We start from the raw sequence: 17,508 nt of genomic DNA, 5'->3' as shown, positions 1-17,508 counted from the left end.
GTCCCAGCGGCCCTCCAGCATGGCCTCACGGAACTTCTTCGACCCGTTGGCGTTCGTGCGCTCACCGATCGCCAGATACGAGGTGTCCTGCCGGAACGGCACCGACTGGTACAGCGACGCCGCACCCGGCTCCGGCCGCGGATCACGCTCCACCGGCGCCAGCTCCCGCACCCGCTCCACCAGCCGCCGCAGATGCTCCGGCGTCGTACCGCAGCAGCCGCCCACCAGCGACAGCCCGTACTCCCGCACGAACGTCTCCTGCGCGTCCGCGAGTCCCTCGGGACCGAGGGGGAAGCGGGCGCCGTCGGCGCTCAGTTCGGGCAGGCCCGCGTTCGGCATGGACAGCAGCGGGATGCGCGCGTGCCGGGCGAGGTGGCGCAGGTGCTCGGTCATCTCGGCGGGGCCCGTGGAGCAGTTCAGGCCGATCATGTCGATGCCCAGCGGCTCCAGCGCGGTCAGGGCCGCGCCGATCTCGGAGCCGAGCAGCATCGTGCCGGTGGTCTCGAAGGCCATGGAGACCAGCAGCGGCACAGCGGTGCCGGTCGCCTCCATCGCCTTGCGGGCGCCCAGGACGGACGCCTTGGTCTGCAGCAGGTCCTGCGTGGTCTCCACGAGCAGCGCGTCGGCGCCCCCGGCGAGCAGGCCCTCCGCGTTGGCCTGGTAGCCGTCGCGGATGACGCCGTAGCGGACGTGCCCCAGGGTGGGCAGCTTGGTGCCCGGGCCCATGGAGCCCAGCACCCAGCGCGCACGGCCGTCGCGGCCGGTGAACTCGTCCGCCGTCTCCCGGGCGATACGGGCGCCCGCCTCGGACAGTTCGTACACCCGGCCGGCGATCTCGTACTCGCTCGCGGCGGTGTGATTGGCGCCGAAGGTGTTCGTCTCGACGCAGTCGACGCCCGCGCCGAAGTACTCGGAGTGGACCGAACGGACGATGTCGGGGCGGGACACGTTCAGGATCTCGTTGCAGCCCTCGAGGTTCTGGAAGTCCTCGAGCGTGGGGTCGTGGGCCTGCAGCATCGTGCCCATCGCTCCGTCGGCGACCACGACCCGTGAGGCGAGGGCGCGGCGCAGTTCCGCCGCCCGGGTCGGCGTCGTCGTCATGACAGATCACCCAGCCACGGGATGAGACGGCGGATCGTGTCCGCGCCGTAGGCGCCGCACATCCGGTCCAGGAGGGCGTTGCCGTCGAGTGTGTAGGTCTGCGTCCCGCGGCAGGCGAGCACGAACGAGGCGACGGCGCTGCCCACGCGCGCCGCGTCCGCGAGGTCCAGACCGCGGGCGAGGGCGGCGAGGAAGCCGGCGCGGTAGGCGTCTCCGGCACCCGTGGGGTCCAGAACGCCGGTGACCGGGACCGCGGGGACATGGAGGGTGGTGCGGCCCGCGCGGGCGATGCGTGACCCGCCCGCGCCCTGTGTGGTGATCCAGGTGCCGACCCGGCCCAGGATCTGCTGCTCCGTCCAGCCGGTGCGCTCCTGGACGAGCAGGGCCTCGTACTCGTTGGTGAAGAGGTGCCGGGGGTGGTCCAACAGGGCCCGCGCCTGGTCCCGTTCCAGGCCGGCGAGCTGCTGCGAGGGGTCGGCGGCGAACGGCACACCGATGCGTACGCACGCGCGGACGTGACGCACCATGGCGTCCGGGTCGTCGGGTGAGACGACGACCAGGTCGGCCCCGCCGTTGCGCTCCAGCACGTCCGGCAGGTCGATGTGCCGGGCCTCGGCCATGGCCCCCGTGTGGAAGAAGCCGATCTGGTTCTGGTGGACGTCGGTCGCGCACACGAAGCGCGCGGTGTGCAGGGTGTCGCTGATCCGCACGCCCGCGGTGTCCACCCCGTGCTCCTTCAGCCAGACCTCCTGGTCCGCGAAGTCCGCGCCCGCCGCGCCGACGAGCAGCGGGGAGGCCCCGAGGGAGCCCAGCCCGAAGGCGATGTTGGCCGCGACGCCGCCGTAGCGGATCTCCAGCCGGTCCGTCAGCAGCGACAGCGAGATCCGGTCCAGCCGCTCCGCGATGAACTGTTCGGCGAAACTGCCCCCGAACGACATCAGATGGTCCCTGGCGATGGAACCCGTCACCGCGATCCGCATGTCAGAGCCCCCTCGCCGGCACGCCCGCCGCCGCGCGCAGCGCGTCCACGCGGTCGGTGCGCTCCCAGGTGAAGTCCGGCAGCTCGCGGCCGAAGTGGCCGTAGGCGGCGGTCTGCGCGTAGATCGGGCGCAGCAGGTCCAGGTCGCGGATGATCGCGGCGGGACGGAGGTCGAAGACCTCGTCGATCGCCCGCTCGATCTTCTCGGGCTCGACCTTGGCGGTGCCGAAGGTCTCCACGAACAGGCCCACCGGCTCGGCCTTGCCGATCGCGTACGCGACCTGCACCTCGCAGCGGGCGGCCAGGCCGGCCGCGACCACGTTCTTGGCGACCCAGCGCATCGCGTACGCGGCCGAGCGGTCCACCTTGGACGGGTCCTTGCCGGAGAAGGCGCCGCCGCCGTGACGGGCCATGCCGCCGTAGGTGTCGATGATGATCTTCCGGCCGGTGAGACCGGCGTCGCCCATCGGGCCGCCGATCTCGAAGCGCCCGGTCGGGTTCACCAGCAGCCGGTGGTTCCCGGTGTCGAGCTTGATCCCGTCGTCGGCCAGCTCCTCGAGGACGGGGGCGACGACGTGCTCCTGGATGTCGGGGGCGAGCAGTGACTCCAGGTCGATGCCGGAGGCGTGCTGCGAGGAGACGACCACGGTGTCCAGGCGGACCGCGGTGTCGCCGTCGTACTCGACGGTGACCTGGGTCTTGCCGTCGGGCCGCAGGTAGGGAACGGCGCCTTCGCGGCGGACGTCGGTCAGGCGGCGCGACAGGCGGTGCGCCAGATGGATCGGCAGCGGCATCAGCGTCGGCGTCTCGTCCGTCGCGTACCCGAACATCAGCCCCTGATCACCCGCGCCGCCGGTGTCGACGCCCCTCGCGATGTCCGGGGACTGCGCGCCGATCGACACCGACACACCGCACGAGGCGCCGTCGAAGCCCTTGGCGGACGAGTCGTAGCCGATGTCCAGGATCGTGTCGCGGACCAGCTGGGCGACGGGCGCGTAGGCGGTGGTGGTGACCTCGCCGGCCACGTGCACCAGGCCGGTGGTGACCAGGGTCTCGACGGCGACCCGGGAGGCCGGGTCCGCGCTCAGGAGCGCGTCCAGGATCGTGTCGCTGATCCGGTCAGCGATCTTGTCGGGGTGACCCTCGGTCACCGACTCGGAGGTGAACAGACGACGGGACACGGACCCTCCAGGGGGGACGACAGCCGGATCTGGGTGTGGATGCCGGCCAGCGTGGGGCCCGGTCCTGCAGAGTGACTCGAAGGGCTCTACACCCGTGGGGGCAGCGCCCGTCGCGGCGCCCCCACGCACGAAGGGGCCGCCGTACGGGACGCGTCGGCGTCCCGTACGGCGGCCCCGCCCGCCCCCTCTTCCAGCGGGGCGTGCGCGTGCGTGCCGGGGGCTCGGTCAGTCCCGGCCGTCGCCCGCGGCCGCGGCCGGCTCGGGCCGCGTCTCCTGCGGGTCGTCCTGCTCCCACTCGGGCTTGCGGGCCTGCCGCGGCAGCATGAAGGTGAGCAGGAAGCCCAGGCCGATGACGCCGACCTCGTACCACAGGACGTCGCCGGTGGCCTTCGCGTACCCCTCCTTGCGCGCCCGCTCGGACGCGTCGGCCACGGCCTGGCGCACCTTCTCCTCCGCACCGGCCGGGGCCGCGCCGTCCGGCACCACGGACCGGCACACGGCAGGCGGCTCGGTGGCGTCCTCGTGCTCGCCCATCTCACGCGCGCACGCACGGAAGTTGTCCACGACGGTGTCCTGCGCGGGGGCCGCGACCCCCGCTGCCGTCAGCTGCTCGCGCAGCCCGGTCACCACGGTGTCCGCGGCCGGGACCGCCTGGCCGGCCAGGAGGTTGAAGAACAGCACACCGATGACCGCGACGCCCGCCGCCGCGCCCAGCTGGTCGGCGGTGCTGAGCACACCGGAGCCGGAGCCCGCGTGCTCCACCGGGACACCCCCGAGCACGATGTCCACCACCGGCGAGATGACGAAGCCCAGGCCCAGACCGAGGACGGTGAGCGCCGGGGCCAGGTTCCAGCCGCCGATGTCCGCGCCGAAGTGGCCGATGGTCCAGATGAGCGCGACCATGCCGACCCCCATGATCAGCATGCCGATGCTCAGCACCTTGCGGCCCGCCTTCATCGCGAGCACCGCCGAGAACGACGAGGTGATCATCGCGCCGAAGGAGAACGGCACCGTCGCCAGCCCCGCCGCCATCGGCGAGAAGCCGAGCCCCACCTGCAGATAGAGGGTGAACGGGAAGAACAGACCGGCGATGATCGCGAAGAAGCTGAGCATCACCAGCAGCCCCGCCACGAACGGCCGTTCCTTGAACAGGCCGGGCTCCACCAGGGCGGAGCCGTCCCGGGCCGCCTTGCGCCGCTCGTACAGGGCGAAGGCGACGAACAGCGGCACCGAGCAGCCCATCGCCACGAACGTCCAGGCCGGCCAGCCGGCCTCCGCGCCCTGCACCAGCGGGTACAGCAGGGAGAGCAGCGCCAGCGTCACCAGGCCGACGCCGACCAGGTCCAGCCGCTGGACGTTCGGCGAGCGCGACTCGCGCACGTACGCGGCCACACCGATCAGGGCCAGCAGCCCGACCGGCACGTTCACCAGGAAGATCGGGCGCCAGGACCAGCCGAACAGGTCGGCGTCGACGAGGACGCCGCCCAGGACCGGCCCCAGCATCGCCGCGATGCCCGACAGGGCGCCGAACATGCCGAAGACGGCCGCCCGTTCCTTGGGCGGGAAGGCCACCTGGAACACCGACAGGCCCTGCGTCATCACGACGGCGCCGCCGAGACCCTGCAGCACCCGGGCGGCGATGAGCATCTCGGTGCTCTGCGCCACGCCGCACAGCAGCGACGCGACGACGAACGAGACGATGCCGATCGAGATCATCCGTTTGCGGCCGAGCATGTCACCGATGCGGCCGACGGTGATCAGGCTGAGTGCGAAGGTGAGCGTGTAGGCCGCCGCCACCCACTGGAGCGCCGCTTTGCTCGCGTCCAGTTCGGTCTGCAGCACGGGCAGCGCCACGTTCACGATCGTGGTGTCGATCAGGTCGAGGGCTATGGCCACGAGAATCACCGCGGCGGCGCGCCACCGCTGCGGGTCCGGCTCTCCCTCCCCTGCCGGGGGCGTCTCGGCTTGTGGGTGCGTCACGGGTCTCTCCTGTCGTCGGACGGCGCGCTTGCGCCGAGTGTGATCCGTTCCGCTTGAGCGCCGCTCGAGCGCGGGAACCGACCATGCCCCACGGCAGCGGCGCCCGCCGTGCCGGAAGGGAACGCGTGGACATGAGGCTGTACTTGCTGAGGCTGGGCACCATCCCGAGGCTCGGGGCGCCGGTGGCCGCCTACCTGATCCGCACCGACGAGGGGCGCACGGTGCTGGTCGACTCCGGGGCGCCGCCGGGCGGCCTGCCCGGCGGCGCCCCGGCCGTGGAGGCGGGGGAAGGGCAGGACCTGGTCACGGCGCTGGCCGGTGCGGGGGTGCGTCCCGAGGACGTCGACACCGTGGTGTGCTCCCACTTCGACCCCGACCACGTGGGCGGTCACGCCTCCTTCCCCGCCGCCGAGTTCGTGGTCCAGCGCGAGCACTGGGACCTGGCCCGCTCCGGCACGGTGCCGAGGCTCACCGCGTCCCGGCCGCTGTGGGACGTGCCGGGCCTCAGGTACCGCACCGTGGAGGGCGACACGGAACTGCTGCCCGGCATCGAGCTGATCGCCTCCGGCGGGCATGTGCCCGGCCACCAGTCGGTCCTGGTGCGGCTGGAGCGGACCGGCGCCGTGCTGCTCGCCGTCGACGCCATCCCGATGAGCGCCGCCCTCGACCCCGAGCGGCGTCCCGTCCTCCCCTTCGACCTGGACGAGAAGGAACTGCGGGAGAGCACCCGCCGGCTCGTGGACCTCGCCCGGGCCGAGAACGCCCTGATCGTGCACGGCCATGACGCGGAGCAGTGGCGCACCCTGCGCGTGGCGCCCGCCTACTACGACTGACGGAAGGTGATGAGCCGATGAGCAGCGAACGCATCCGCGTGGTGGTGTACCTGCGCGCCCCCGACGAGGGGGACGAGCCCCTGGAGCGGGCCTACCGCGAGATCAGCTGGGTGCGTCCCGGCACCGTCCCGGGACTGCTCCGCAGCGAACTGCTGCGGGACGTGGACCGGCCCGGGGAGTACGTGCTCCACGGCGAGTGGGAGAACCTGGAGGCGTACCGCACCTGGCAGTTCGGTCCCGACCACCAGGACAACCCGTCCGCCCTGCGCCCCTTCCAGGACCGCTCGCGCGGCCGGCACTACGCGGTGTACGGCATCGCGTCCGAGGACGTCTGACGGACCGGAGGATGTCCGACGGAAGGGAGGCCGCCGCGTGGTAACCACGCGGCGGCCTCCCTCGTTCTCCGTCCGTGCCCGCGTCAGCCGACCGGCTCGGCCGGTTCCACCGGGGCCTCCCACACCACCAGCATCAGCGCGCCCTTCTCGGTACGGGGCGCGTGGACGCTGCCGGGCGCCATCACCAGCAGGGAGTGCCGCGGATGCCGTCCGTCCTCGGTGATCAGCTCGCCGTCGAGGACGAGGATGATCTCGTACGAGGTGTGGCGGTGCGGAGCGGCGCTCGCACCCGGGTGGTAGCGCACCAGCGAGGCCGCGGGACCGCCGGATCCGGTCTGCTCGGTGGTGTACAGCGGGAAGACCTCGACCCCGACCCGCCCGTCGGCGGTCAGCGGCGTGAACCTCAGCCGCCGGGCGAGGTCGTCGGGCCGGTCGAGTCCTTCGACGACGAGAGGGTGGTCCGTGGTCGCGCGGTCGGTGGTCATGGTGCGGGCTCCTTCGGGCGGATGTGGGTGAAGAGGTCCCCGGCGATGTCCGGCAGGTGTGCGCGCACCAGGCGCCGCCGGATCTTTCCCGAGGTGGTGCGGGGCAGCCGCTCCGCGAACCGGAGCAGCTCCGGACGTCCCACGGGGGAGAGGGCGCCCGCGGTGTGCGTGAGCAGTTCGGAGGCCAGTGCCGCGTCCGCGGTGCGGCCCGGCGCGGGGACCACGACCGCGAGTGGCAGCAGCCCCGCCCGGTCGTCCGGCACCGGTACCACCGCGACGTCGGCGACGGCCGGATGCGCGCGCAGCACGGTCTCCGCCTCGAACGGGGACACCCGGTGGCCGTACGACTTGAACACGTCGTCGCGCCGGCCCAGTACCCGGATCCAGCCCTCCGGGTCGCGTTCGCCGAGATCCCCGGTGGCGTACCACCCCCGGCCCAGCGCGTGTTCGGTCCGCGTGGGGTCGTCGGGATAGCCGGCCATGACCCCGACCGGCCTGCCCTCCTCGCCGTCGAGCTCCACGCAGATCTCACCCTCCACGTCCGCCGGCTCGGCCGTCTCCGGGTCCCGCAGGGTGATGCGGTAACCGGGCAGCGGGCGGCCGAGCCGTCCGGGGCGGGGGAGGTGACCGGGCGGGGTCCCGACGAGCGCGGTCGTCTCGGTCTGCCCGTACCCGTCGCGCACCGTGACGCCCCAGGCGTCCCTGACCGCCGTCACCACCTCCCACGGCAGAGGCTCCCCGGCGCTCGTCGCCTCCCGCAGCGCCGGCGGCACCGCCGAGGTCAGATGAGGCCGCAGCGTCTGCCAGACGCTCGGCGGTGCGCAGAAGCCGGTGGCGCGCGACCGCCGGAGCTGCCGGGGCAGGGCGGCCGCGTCCGGTGGACCGTCGGGCAGCACCAGGATCGTCGCCTCGGCGTTCCACGGCACGAACAGGCTGCTCCAGGAGTGCTTGGCCCAGCCGGGCGAGGAGACGTTGACGTGCCGGTCGCCGGGCAGCAGGCCGTTCCAGTAGAGGCTCGAGAGGTGCCCGGCCGGATAGCTGAGGTGGGTGTGCGCCACCAGCTTCGGCGCGGACGTGGTGCCCGAGGTGAAGTAGCAGAACGCGATGTCGTCGGCCGGGGTGGGCCGCTCCGGGACGAAACGGTCCGGGGCGGCGGTGCTCTCCCGGTAGTCCGTCCACCCGGGCGGGACCACGCCGTCCGCCTCCGGTACCGCGATGCGCGCGCCCGGGACGCGGACGCCCGAGAACGCGCCGGCCGAGGCCGCCCGGCACACCAGATGCGCCAGCCTCCCCCGCCGCACCCGGTCCTCCGCCTGCCCCGGCATCAGGTCCGGATGGCTCGGCACCACGACGGCCCGCACCTTCAGCGCGGCCAGCAGCACCTCCCACAACTCCACCTGGGGGCCGAGCACCACCATCAGCCGGTCCCCGGGCGCCACGCCCTGCCCGCGCAGCCAGTTCGCCACCGCGTCGGAGCGCCGCGACAGCTCGTCGTACGACACGGACCGGGTGACGTCGCCCTCGCCGTCCAGCAACTCCAGCGCGGGCGCCGGATTGCCGCGGGCCACCACGTCGAACCACTCCAGGGCCCAGTTGAAGCATGCGGGCCGCGGCCACCGGAACTGCTCCACCGCCGCGTCCAGGTCCGTACGGCACCGCAGCAGCAGATCCCGTGCCGCCCGGAACTCCCGGTGCGCGGCGGTCCACCGCCCGGCCCGCCATGCCCGCGCGCGGGCGTCTGCCGTCCCCGGACCGCTGTCGTCGTCAGGATCCATCGGCCGTCTCCCCTTCCGGTGTGCCGAACTTCGAGCGCCAGCGGGGGCCCAGGACCACTCCGGTCAGCTCGCGGGCGTCCGCGCGGAGGCGGGCGCCGGCCAGGGCGTCCCCGGCGATGGCGTCCGCGTCGGAGGTGAACTCGCCCCAGACCCCGGGGCGTCCGCTGCCGACCTGGGTGAACCACCGGGTGAACTCGCTGGGGATGCCCAGCACGTACATCCCGGTCTCCGGCCGCCCGTCCGCCCGCACCGGATGGAACGGCGACCCGGTGACCGCCACCCCGCCGGTGGCGAAAGCGGTGCCGTCCTGCCCCCGGTTGACGTAGGCCGTCAGCAGGCCCTGGTCCCGCAGCCGTGCGGTCAGGTCACCGCGGGCGCGTCCCAGGTCCGGCTCGGGGATGCGGGCGTCGACGAGGACGTCCAGACGGGTGCGGCTGCCCTTCACCCGCGGTGACTCGACGTAGAACCGCCCCGCCTCCGCGTCGGCGCCGAACCGCGCCTCCGGTCCCGCGATCCGCAGCACCCCGCTGTCCAGCAGCGCCAGCAGCTGGCGTATCCGCACCAGCGGCGGGCCGGTGGTCAGCCGCGACACCGTCGGGACGAAGTCCCGCAGGAAGTCGTCGCGATGCGAGGCAGGCGTCAGCCCCGAGAAGTCGACCGCCGCGCGCAGCACCCCGCGCACGTCCCGGATGGTGTCCAGGCAGGCCTTCACCGGCCCGTCGACGTTCCCCTCGGCGGCCAGCTCCAGGTCCCGGCGCAGCAGCGCGGCCAGCTCCGCCTCGTACTGCTGAGGGTCGGCGAACTCCCGGCCCTCGAAGGGCAGGGCCCAGGCCCGCAGGTCCACCGGTCCGACGCCGCGCAGCCCGCAGCGCGTCGCGGCGCGGTGCACCGCCCGCTGCGCTCCGTCGGCACCGGCCTCCCCGACCGCCTCCTGCGCCTCGTGCGCGAACCGCTCGGCGATGTCCGGTCCGTAGGCCCGCTGCAGGGCCGTCGCGCAGCGCACCAGTTCCACCTCGGCCAGCAGCCAGGGCAGCACGTCGGTGCGGAAGTCGAGCTGCCCGTGGCGGCGCAGCGCGCGGATCCGCTCCCGCGTGAACAGCCGCGGCCGGTAGGCGTGCCGGGACCCCTTCTGGTTGCGGCCACGGGCGAGCAGCGGCAGCCCGCTGCGCGACCCGGCGACCAGGCGTGGTTCGCGGCCGCTGGGCTCGTAGCGCAGCCCGCCGTCCGCCGCCGGCACGAACCGGCCGCCGCGTCCGGTGGTGAGCGCGGCGACCACGTCGTAGAAGGACAGCCCGAGCCCGATGACGCCCACCGTCCGGCCGGGCGCGATGCCGTCGAGCGGCATGTCGACCGCCGAGTCCCCCCGCACGTACAGCAGCTCGGGCCGCTCCTCGGCGAACGACGCCAACTCCACCTGTTCGGGCCGGAGTTCCGGCAGGGGATGTCCGGTCGTGAGGACGACCCGGTCGGCGCGCAGCCGGCGCCCGTCGCCCAGCGTCAGCAGATACCGGCCGTCGGATTCCCCCATGAGCGTCTCGACGGACTGGCGCAGCCGGTGCAGCCGCAGCACATCGGCGGCAAGCGTCCCCTCGACCCGGTCCAGGGCGTAAGCGAGATACCGCCCGTACAGGGCGCGCGGGGCGCACGAGTCGGGGGCGGCCCGGTGCGGTTCGGCCGTGCGCCACCACTCGTACAGGGACGGTCCCGCCCCGGCCCGGGCGGGACCGCCGTCCGGAGGGCCGGAGAAGATGGTGACCTCTCCGGAGACCGTGTTCATCATCGACCAGCCCGGCTGGTCGGTGCGCCACACCCGGCCCGGCCCCACCTCCACGGCGTCGATCGCGTACACCTCGACGGGACGCCCGGCGGGACGCACCGCCAGCCTCGCCGCCACCCGCTCCAGCACGGACACCCCGCGGGGGCCGGTGCCCACCACCGCGATCCGGTACGGCTCCGGCGGTACCCCGCCCGGCAGGTCCGGGGCCGGCTCCGCCCACGTCGTCTCCGGGGCGGCCTCCAGCGCCAGCAGGTCGTGCCGGTCGGCGGTGTAGCGCAGCATCTGCAGCAGCCGCGCCGCCGTCACCGGCCCCCGGCTCGGGCGCGGCGGCCCGTCCCGGCGCGGCAGCGGCAGCCGCCCGGTACGGGTCCAGCCGAGCCGCCCCTCACCGTCGACGGCCGCCTGGGTCAGCCCCCGGTTGTCCTCGTGCAGACAGAACGGCACATCCAGGATCCCCGTGGCGAACGCGCGGGTCAGCGCCGTCCCGACGTCGTCCGCGAGCTCCAGCGTCGCCTCGATCAGCGCCCGCGCCTCCGTCAGCACCTCGGTCGGGTCCACCTGGTGAGCCCAGGGCGTCCGGCCCTCGACGCGAGCCCGCCCGGCCGCCGCGGCGGCCGACCGCAGGGCGGCCACGTTCTCCTCGACCGTCGGCAGCCGCAGCGCCTCCACCGGCGTTTTGACGATCAGCCGCCGCGCCCCGCCGCGCACCGCCAGCTCCGCGCTGCGGTCCATCAGCAACTGCGCGCCGCGCGGGCTGCCCGGGAAGACGCCCATGTACGTGTACAGCACGATGTGCCGGTCCACCCGCTCCGGCAGCAGCTCGTCGGCGAGCATGCGCAGCGCCGCGAGCGCCTCCACGTCCTGCCGGGCGTCGGTCTGCTGGGCGTAGCTGAGCGACACGCTCGTCACGCCCTGCTGGACGAAGAACAACGCCTCCAGCAGACTCGTCGCCACCAGCAGCGAGGGCGGGCACAGCTGGCCCAGCAGACAGCCGCCGAACGTCTCCAGATGCGCCCGCAGCCCCCGGTCCCGGGTGAGCTGCGCGAACTCGGCCGTCGCGGCACGCCAGTTGGCCACCGACTCGGCCAGCGGGGTACGGCCGTACGGCAGGCAGTACGACACCGGGCCGCCCTCGCTGGCGGACAGCCCGGCCGCGGCCATGGTGCGGAAGATGTCCCCGGGCAGCGCCGAACCGTGCCGTACCTGCACCGGCCGGTCCTCGGCCGCCGCCGCGACCCGGGCGGTGACCAGGGGGCCGTGCGCCACCAGCGGGAAACCGTTGAGGTCGTCCCCGGCGCGGAGCGCGGCCCGCGCCTGCCGGTGGTCGCCGACCCGGGTGTAGCTGTCCAGGGTGAGGGTTCCGACGGTCGGGCAGGGCAGGGAGCACACCTCGCGCAACCCGGCGGCCATGGCCTGGGGGGCGGCCATTCCCATCCGCGGCTGGACCAGAAGCTGTCCGGCGGCCGCCGCCCGGCGCACCGCCGTGTCCAGACCGGCGGACACGGGTGCGGGCGGGTCTTCGGGCCGGCTCTGTCCGTTCATACGGCTCTGCCCTCCGGCGCCCGCTGCGGCAGCTCCCCGAGGATCCTGCCGATGAGCGCCGTGTCCGCCGTGTCGGTGAACACCGCGTCGAAACCCGCCTCGACCAGCGCCCGCGCCGCCGCGGTGCCCTCCTCCTCACCGGCGACCCCGAGCTTGCCGCCGATGACGGCCGGGGTGTGCCGGGCCACCGGGTCGGCGCGGAGTCTGCGGATCATCCTGACGCCGTCGATCCGTCCGTGACCGTTGACCGTGCTGACGACCAGCAGGTCGGGCCGGACCCGGCGCACGGAGTCGAGCAGCAGCCGGTCCGGCACACACGGCCCCAGACTGACGACCTCGTGTCCCATCTCCTCCAGCAGCAGCCGCAGGAAGACCAGATTCCAGGTGTGGGCGTCCGAGGAGACCGTGGACAGCAGGACACGCCGCTGCCCGTCTCGTTGGGCCACCGTCCTCATAGGGGTTCATCTCTCTCTCGTAGGACTGGCTGACGGCTGGTGCGGGGAACCGGACGGCCGGCCGGGTCAGCGCAGGGTGACCAGCTGCCACATTCCTTCGAAGGCGCGCTTGACGAGCGTTTCGCGGTTGCTGATGAAGGAGGTGAGGAGATGGCGGCCGGGCCGGAGCGCGTGCGCGAACACCGCGGAGGCACCGGGCTGCAGAGGGGTCAGCCCGGTGGGCACACCGGTGAACGGGTACACGGGCGGCTGCTCCCCCCTGCCCAGCGCCTCCATGCACGCGGTGACGTCCTCCTCGGAGGCCCCCGGCGTCACCCGCAGGAACATCACCTCGCTGAGCTGCCTCGTGTGGTTGACGACGTGGAACACCCCGTCCGCGGGCAGCGTGGCGGCGGTGAGGAACCGCCCGCGGTCGCCGTCGTCGTACGGCGCGATCACGTGCGGGGCGGACCGGGGCCCGCCGTGCGGGCGGCCGGCGGGCGTCACGGTGAGGGTGCGCACCCGCTCGGGATGCGCGGGATCGGTGGTGGTGTAGTCGAGCAGGTGGTACGTGCCGGGGGTCAGGATCCAGCTCACCTCGACGGCGCCGCCGGCCGCCGAGACGGCGGGACCGCCGAAGTAGTGGGCCTCGGTGTCGATCAGCGCCAGCGCGGCCCGCCGCTCGGCCGGGTCCTGGGCGGTGGCGGCCTGCCGGTAGTGCTCGAGGAAGCCCGCCACGGAGACCCCGTGCCGCAGTCTCAGCAGCCCGAGCGGGTGCTGCTGCTCCGGGTCCGGCGTGGTGGCGCGCAGCGTGACCAGGCCCGCCGGCACCGCGTCGGTGCTCAGGGTCAGCTCCCCGGGGGCGGCCACCGCGCGGACGACGCTGCCGCCCGCACCGCCCGGATACCGCCCCGCCTCACCGGCCGCCGCGCTGCCCGGCAGCAGCGCCGCCGCGCCGCTCGCCAGTCCCAGCCCGCCGAGCCCGACCAGCAGCCCGCGGCGCTCCATCGCGCGCCCGGCGCCCTCGGGAGCCGTCTGCCTTGGGTTCACGTCCATCACCGGTTTCCTCCTTGGTTCCGAGGTCCGGCATGTTCCGTAGCCCGGCTCAAGAGTGGCTGGGGACCGCATCGAGAGGGCCCCGCGCACGCTCCGGGACCAGCGGAATTCGAGCGGTGCGGGGCATCGTGCGGCGCGCACCCCGCCGGCCCAAGTCCCCGAAGCCCTGAAGGAGTCCACATGTCCACTCCGACCGCCGTCGTCACCGGTGCCGGCAGCGGCATCGGCGCCGCGACCGCCCGCCGGCTCGCCGCCGCCGGATACGACGTGCTGCTGACCGGCCGCCGCAAGGACCGCCTGGACGCGGTCGCCGCCCGGATCACGGCAGCCGGCGGCCGGTGCTCCGCGCACCCCCTCGACGTCACCGACCGTGCTGCCGTCCGTGCCTTCGCGGAGCCCCTCGACGAGGTCCACGTGCTGGTGAACAACGCGGGCGGCGCCCTCGGCACCGAGTACGTCGCCGAGGCCGACCCGGCCGACTGGTCGGCCATGTACGAGGTGAACGTCCTCGGCGTCCTGCACGTCACCCAGGCGCTGCTGCCCGCCCTCACCGCGAGCGGCGACGGCACGGTCGTGGTGCTGTCCTCCACCGCGGGACACGTCGCCTACGAGGGCGGCGGTGGTTACGTCGCGGCCAAGCACGGCGCCCACGCCCTCGCGGCCACCCTCCGGCTGGAACTGTGCGGCGAACCGGTGCGGGTGGTCGAGATCGCGCCGGGCCTGGTGCGCACCGAGGAGTTCGCCCTCAACCGCTTCCGCGGCGACGCCTCCGCAGCCGCGGACGTCTACCGCGGCATTCCGGAGCCGCTCACCGCCGAGGACGTGGCCGACGCGGTCACCTGGACCGTCACCCGCCCGCCCCACGTCAACACCGACCTGCTGGTCCTGCGCCCCCGCGCCCAGGCGGCGCAGCACCGGATCCACCGTACGCACTGAAGAATCCCGGCCCGCACGACCGGACGCGGTGTACCGCGGCTCGAGTGGATGCCTAGGGCCTTTCGTTTGGATCAGGCCGGCCGTGAGGCGCGGTGCCTCTCCGGCCGACCCGAGCGGGGTCTGGTGCGTGCAGCTGCAAGGCGGAGGAGGGAGTCGACGCGGAGCGTCGGCGACCGACGACAACGCCGCAGATGTGCGTGCCAGACCCCGCGACGCCGGGGTGATCCAAACGAAAGGCCCTAGTGCGACCCGGCTGAATTGCGCTGTTGGACCGGGGCGCCACCGGCCCCAGCACCGTCCACCGAAGGAGAGAGCACGTGCTGACTCGCAGGCATCTGATCAAGGCGGGGGCCGTCACCGGTCTGCTGGCGGCGACCTCCGGCGCGGGGGTGGCCGCCGCCTCCCGGCCGGGCGGAGGGGCGTCCGCCGACCCGGTTTTCGCCGTACCGCTCAAGCGGGCCAAGGTGCTGCGCCCGCTGGGCGGGCACGGGCGGCACGGAGCCGGCTACGACGTCTACCGGCTGACCGTCCGGGAGCACGACGTCACCGTCCTGCCCGGCACCACCACCCGGATGCGCCTGTTCAACGGCGAGCCGGCCCCCGTCATCCGCGCCACCCGGGGCAGGCCCGTGGTCGTCCAGCAGACCAACGCCCTCGGCGTCCCCTTCGCCATGCACCTGCACGGCGGCCACGTCCCCGCCCGGCACGACGGCCACCCCGCCGACCAGCTCCTGCCGGGAACGGAGCGGCTGTTCCACTACCCCAACGAGCAGCGCGCCTCGACCATGTGGCTGCACGACCACTCGCACCACGCGCACGCCGAGAACACCTACTTCGGCGCGGTGGCAGGCTATCTGCTCACGGACGAGTTCGAGGAGCGGCTGCCGCTGCCCAAGGGCCGGTACGACGTCCCCCTGTACCTGCGGGACGCCAAGTTTGCGGAGGACGGCTCGCTCGTCCACCACATGGAAGACTTCATGGACCGCCCGACGATCCTGGTCAACGGCCGTCCACGGCCCTACTTCGAGGTCGCCGCCCGCAAGTACCGGATCCGGCTCACCAACACCTCCAACGAGCGGGCCTTCCTGCTGCGCCTGGGCGACGGCGACACGATGACGCACATCGCCTCCGACGGCGGCCTGCTGCCCGCGCCCGTGCCGACGCCGGCGCTGGAGATCTGGCCGGCCGAACGCCAGGAGGTCGTCGTCGACTTCTCCAGGTACCCGGTCGGCAGCCAGGTCGTCCTGACCAACGCGATCGCCTACCCGGGCGAGGCCGCCGAGGTGATGCGGTTCGACGTCGTGCGCACCGCCCCCGACCCGAGCAGCGTGCCCGGCACCCTGCGGCCCGCCCCCGACCTGGGCGAGCCCGCCGTGGAGCGCGAATTCGTGATGTCCTTCGACCCCGCCACCGGTCAGCACCTCATCAACGGCCGGCCGTTCGACCCCGCGCGCATCGACTTCCGGCCACGGCTCGGCGTCACCGAACAGTGGACGGTCCGCAACACCGACACGAAGTTCGGCATCCCGCACTCCCTGCACACGCACCTGGAGCACTTCCGGGTCGTCGACCGCGACGGCAAGGCCCCCGCGCCGGGTGAGGCGGGGCTGAAGGACACCGTCACCGTGATGCCGGGCACCAGCGTCCGCTTCCGGATCCGGTTCACCGACCACACCGGAAAGTTCATGTACCACTGCCATCTGCTGGGCCATCAGATGATGGGGATGATGGGCCAGATGGAAGTCGTCGGCTGACCCGGCCCCGCGCCCCCGTTCGTCCCGGCCGTCCCGAACCCTCTGGAGGTCCGTCTTGTCCGACGACGTCCCGGACGCCGAGTCCGACGACTTCTCCGACGCCGTGCGTTTTCCCTTCGAGCACGGCCGGCTGTTCGAGCCGCCGCCCGAGTGGCGCCGTCTGCGCGAGAGCTGCCCGGTGACCCGGGCCCACCTGCCCACCGGGGACCGGGCCTGGCTCGTCACCCGGTACGAGGACGTCCGGGCGGTGCTCAACGACCCCAGGCTGAGCCGGGCCGCCGCCACCCGCCCGGACGCGCCCCGCCTGGGCCCGGCGCGGCCCGAACCGGACTCCGTCATGGCGATGGACCCGCCCGACCACACCCGGCTGCGCCGGCTGCTGGCCCCGGCCTTCACCGGCCGGCAGGCGGAGCGGTTGCGGCCGCGGATCGCCCGTACCGCCGGGCGGCTCCTCGACGGCATGGCGGAGATGGGGCCGCCGGTCGACCTCGTCGAGTACTTCGCCAGGCCCCTGCCCATCATCACCATCTGCGAGCTGCTCGGCGTGCCCGACGAGGACCGGGAGTCGTTCAAGGAGTGGACGGACGCCGCCCTGACGCTCGCCCCGCACGCGGCCGGGACGGTCACCGGCGCCCGGCAGCGGCTCGCCGACTATCTGCGTCATCTGATCGCGCAGAAGCAGCGGACACCGGCCGACGACCTGCTCGGCACCCTCATCGCGGCCCGGGACGAGGACCGGCTGCGCCCCTCCGAGCTGGTCACCGTCGCCGCCACGCTCATCACCGCCGGCTACCACACCGTGGCCAACTCCCTGAGCAACTCCGTGCTGGCCCTGCTGCGCCACCCCGAGCAGCTCGGCCCCTTGCGCGGCGGCGACGAGTTCCCGGTGACGGCCGTGGACGAACTGCTGCGCTGGACGCCGGGACCGGTGAGCGGCGGCACCATCAGGGTCGCCACGGAGGAGGTGAAGGTCGGCTCCACGGTGATCCGGCCCGGCGAGGCGGTCATCCCGTCCACCGCCTCCGCCAACCGGGACGCGGACGCCTTCACCGACCCCGACACCCTCGACCTGACCCGCGCGGAGAACCGCCACATCGCCTTCGGCCACGGCATCCACCGCTGCCTGGGCGCCCCCCTGGCCCGGGTCGAACTGCAGGTGGCCTTCGGCGCGTTGCTGCGCCGCTTCCCCGCGCTGCGGCTCGCCGTCCCCGAGGACGAACTGACCTGGGGCACCGGCATGATCCGCGGCGTCACCGCGCTGCCCGTCGCCTGGTGACGGGATGCGGCGGGCCTCCCGGTCACGCCGCAGGGCCGCCCCCCCCACCCACAGCCACCCGGTG

Annotated in this window: 14 protein-coding genes; 5 read left to right on the top strand and 9 right to left on the bottom strand. The window is 73.8% G+C overall.

Going from position 1 to position 17,508, the window contains the following annotated elements:
• From CCN29_RS07345 to CCN29_RS07330, 4 genes are all read right to left on the bottom strand, one after another.
• Window positions 1-1,101: homocysteine S-methyltransferase family protein (locus tag CCN29_RS07345; protein ID WP_442538259.1), on the bottom strand; the 1,101-nt coding region annotated here is incomplete at its 3' end.
• The gene (locus tag CCN29_RS07340; RefSeq protein ID WP_006135448.1) at window positions 1,098-2,081 is read right to left on the bottom strand and encodes a carbohydrate kinase family protein; all 984 of its coding nucleotides are present in this window, start codon (window positions 2,079-2,081) and stop codon (window positions 1,098-1,100) included. The genes CCN29_RS07345 and CCN29_RS07340, both read right to left, overlap by 4 nt.
• Window position 2,082: 1 nt before the next feature.
• A complete protein-coding gene (metK, locus tag CCN29_RS07335) occupies window positions 2,083-3,261 on the bottom strand; it encodes a methionine adenosyltransferase (protein WP_006135450.1) in 1,179 nt (392 codons plus the stop codon).
• A gap of 225 nt (window positions 3,262-3,486) precedes the next feature.
• On the bottom strand, window positions 3,487-5,241 hold the full coding sequence (locus tag CCN29_RS07330; protein WP_086680614.1) for an MFS transporter: 1,755 nt from the start codon (window positions 5,239-5,241) through the stop codon (window positions 3,487-3,489).
• Window positions 5,242-5,372: 131 nt separating this feature from the next.
• Between CCN29_RS07330 and CCN29_RS07325 the strand changes: the two genes are divergently transcribed.
• Window positions 5,373-6,074: an N-acyl homoserine lactonase family protein gene (locus CCN29_RS07325; RefSeq protein WP_031061843.1), complete on the top strand. Its 702-nt coding sequence runs from the start codon at window positions 5,373-5,375 to the stop codon at window positions 6,072-6,074.
• Window positions 6,075-6,091: 17 nt separating this feature from the next.
• The gene (locus CCN29_RS07320) at window positions 6,092-6,409 is read left to right on the top strand and encodes an antibiotic biosynthesis monooxygenase family protein (protein ID WP_006135453.1); all 318 of its coding nucleotides are present in this window, start codon (window positions 6,092-6,094) and stop codon (window positions 6,407-6,409) included.
• Between the two features lie 83 nt (window positions 6,410-6,492).
• On the opposite strand, the gene CCN29_RS07315 is transcribed toward CCN29_RS07320, so the two are convergent.
• From CCN29_RS07315 to CCN29_RS07295, 5 genes are all read right to left on the bottom strand, one after another.
• Window positions 6,493-6,894, bottom strand: a complete 402-nt coding sequence (locus CCN29_RS07315) for a cupin domain-containing protein (protein ID WP_006135458.1) — start codon at window positions 6,892-6,894, stop codon at window positions 6,493-6,495.
• Window positions 6,891-8,669: an AMP-binding protein gene (locus CCN29_RS07310; protein ID WP_086680611.1), complete on the bottom strand. Its 1,779-nt coding sequence runs from the start codon at window positions 8,667-8,669 to the stop codon at window positions 6,891-6,893. The genes CCN29_RS07315 and CCN29_RS07310 overlap by 4 nt, the downstream gene beginning before the upstream one ends.
• Window positions 8,659-11,988, bottom strand: coding sequence for an FAD/NAD(P)-binding protein (locus tag CCN29_RS07305; RefSeq protein ID WP_442538258.1), 3,330 nt, complete (start codon window positions 11,986-11,988; stop codon window positions 8,659-8,661). The genes CCN29_RS07310 and CCN29_RS07305 overlap by 11 nt, the downstream gene beginning before the upstream one ends.
• On the bottom strand, window positions 11,985-12,443 hold the full coding sequence (locus CCN29_RS07300) for a cobalamin B12-binding domain-containing protein (RefSeq protein ID WP_006135461.1): 459 nt from the start codon (window positions 12,441-12,443) through the stop codon (window positions 11,985-11,987). The genes CCN29_RS07305 and CCN29_RS07300 overlap by 4 nt, the downstream gene beginning before the upstream one ends.
• A 66-nt stretch (window positions 12,444-12,509) precedes the next feature.
• Entirely contained in the window at window positions 12,510-13,478 is a 969-nt protein-coding gene (locus tag CCN29_RS07295) for a hypothetical protein (protein WP_086680607.1), read from the bottom strand.
• Window positions 13,479-13,658: 180 nt separating this feature from the next.
• Here CCN29_RS07295 and CCN29_RS07290 point away from each other — a divergent pair, with 180 nt between their 5' ends.
• From CCN29_RS07290 to CCN29_RS07280, 3 genes are all read left to right on the top strand, one after another.
• Window positions 13,659-14,414: an SDR family NAD(P)-dependent oxidoreductase gene (locus CCN29_RS07290; RefSeq protein ID WP_086680605.1), complete on the top strand. Its 756-nt coding sequence runs from the start codon at window positions 13,659-13,661 to the stop codon at window positions 14,412-14,414.
• 317 nt (window positions 14,415-14,731) lie between these two features.
• Window positions 14,732-16,168 carry a multicopper oxidase family protein gene (locus CCN29_RS07285; RefSeq protein ID WP_086680603.1) on the top strand — a complete coding sequence of 479 codons (1,437 nt, stop codon included), beginning with the start codon at window positions 14,732-14,734 and terminating at the stop codon, window positions 16,166-16,168.
• 55 nt (window positions 16,169-16,223) lie between these two features.
• Window positions 16,224-17,444 carry a cytochrome P450 gene (locus tag CCN29_RS07280; RefSeq protein ID WP_006135465.1) on the top strand — a complete coding sequence of 407 codons (1,221 nt, stop codon included), beginning with the start codon at window positions 16,224-16,226 and terminating at the stop codon, window positions 17,442-17,444.
• Window positions 17,445-17,508 lie beyond the last annotated feature (64 nt).

It is taken from the genome of Streptomyces pseudogriseolus (assembly GCA_002154585.1).
GTDB lineage: Bacteria > Actinomycetota > Actinomycetes > Streptomycetales > Streptomycetaceae > Streptomyces > Streptomyces pseudogriseolus.
This window is presented reverse-complemented; position numbering and strand designations above follow the sequence as displayed.

Bases quoted from the DNA above. Each gene is read 5' to 3' on its own strand.
- CCN29_RS07340 (WP_006135448.1), bottom strand. From the start codon at position 2,081: ATGCGGATCGCGGTGACGGGTTCCATCGCCAGGGACCATCTGATGTCG.
- CCN29_RS07295 (WP_086680607.1), bottom strand. From the start codon at position 13,478: ATGGACGTGAACCCAAGGCAGACGGCTCCCGAGGGCGCCGGGCGCGCG.
- CCN29_RS07315 (WP_006135458.1), bottom strand. From the start codon at position 6,894: ATGACCACCGACCGCGCGACCACGGACCACCCTCTCGTCGTCGAAGGA.
- CCN29_RS07300 (WP_006135461.1), bottom strand. From the start codon at position 12,443: ATGAGGACGGTGGCCCAACGAGACGGGCAGCGGCGTGTCCTGCTGTCC.
- CCN29_RS07310 (WP_086680611.1), bottom strand. From the start codon at position 8,669: ATGGATCCTGACGACGACAGCGGTCCGGGGACGGCAGACGCCCGCGCG.
- CCN29_RS07290 (WP_086680605.1), top strand. From the start codon at position 13,659: ATGTCCACTCCGACCGCCGTCGTCACCGGTGCCGGCAGCGGCATCGGC.
- CCN29_RS07320 (WP_006135453.1), top strand. From the start codon at position 6,092: ATGAGCAGCGAACGCATCCGCGTGGTGGTGTACCTGCGCGCCCCCGAC.
- CCN29_RS07325 (WP_031061843.1), top strand. From the start codon at position 5,373: ATGAGGCTGTACTTGCTGAGGCTGGGCACCATCCCGAGGCTCGGGGCG.
- CCN29_RS07305 (WP_442538258.1), bottom strand. From the start codon at position 11,988: ATGAACGGACAGAGCCGGCCCGAAGACCCGCCCGCACCCGTGTCCGCC.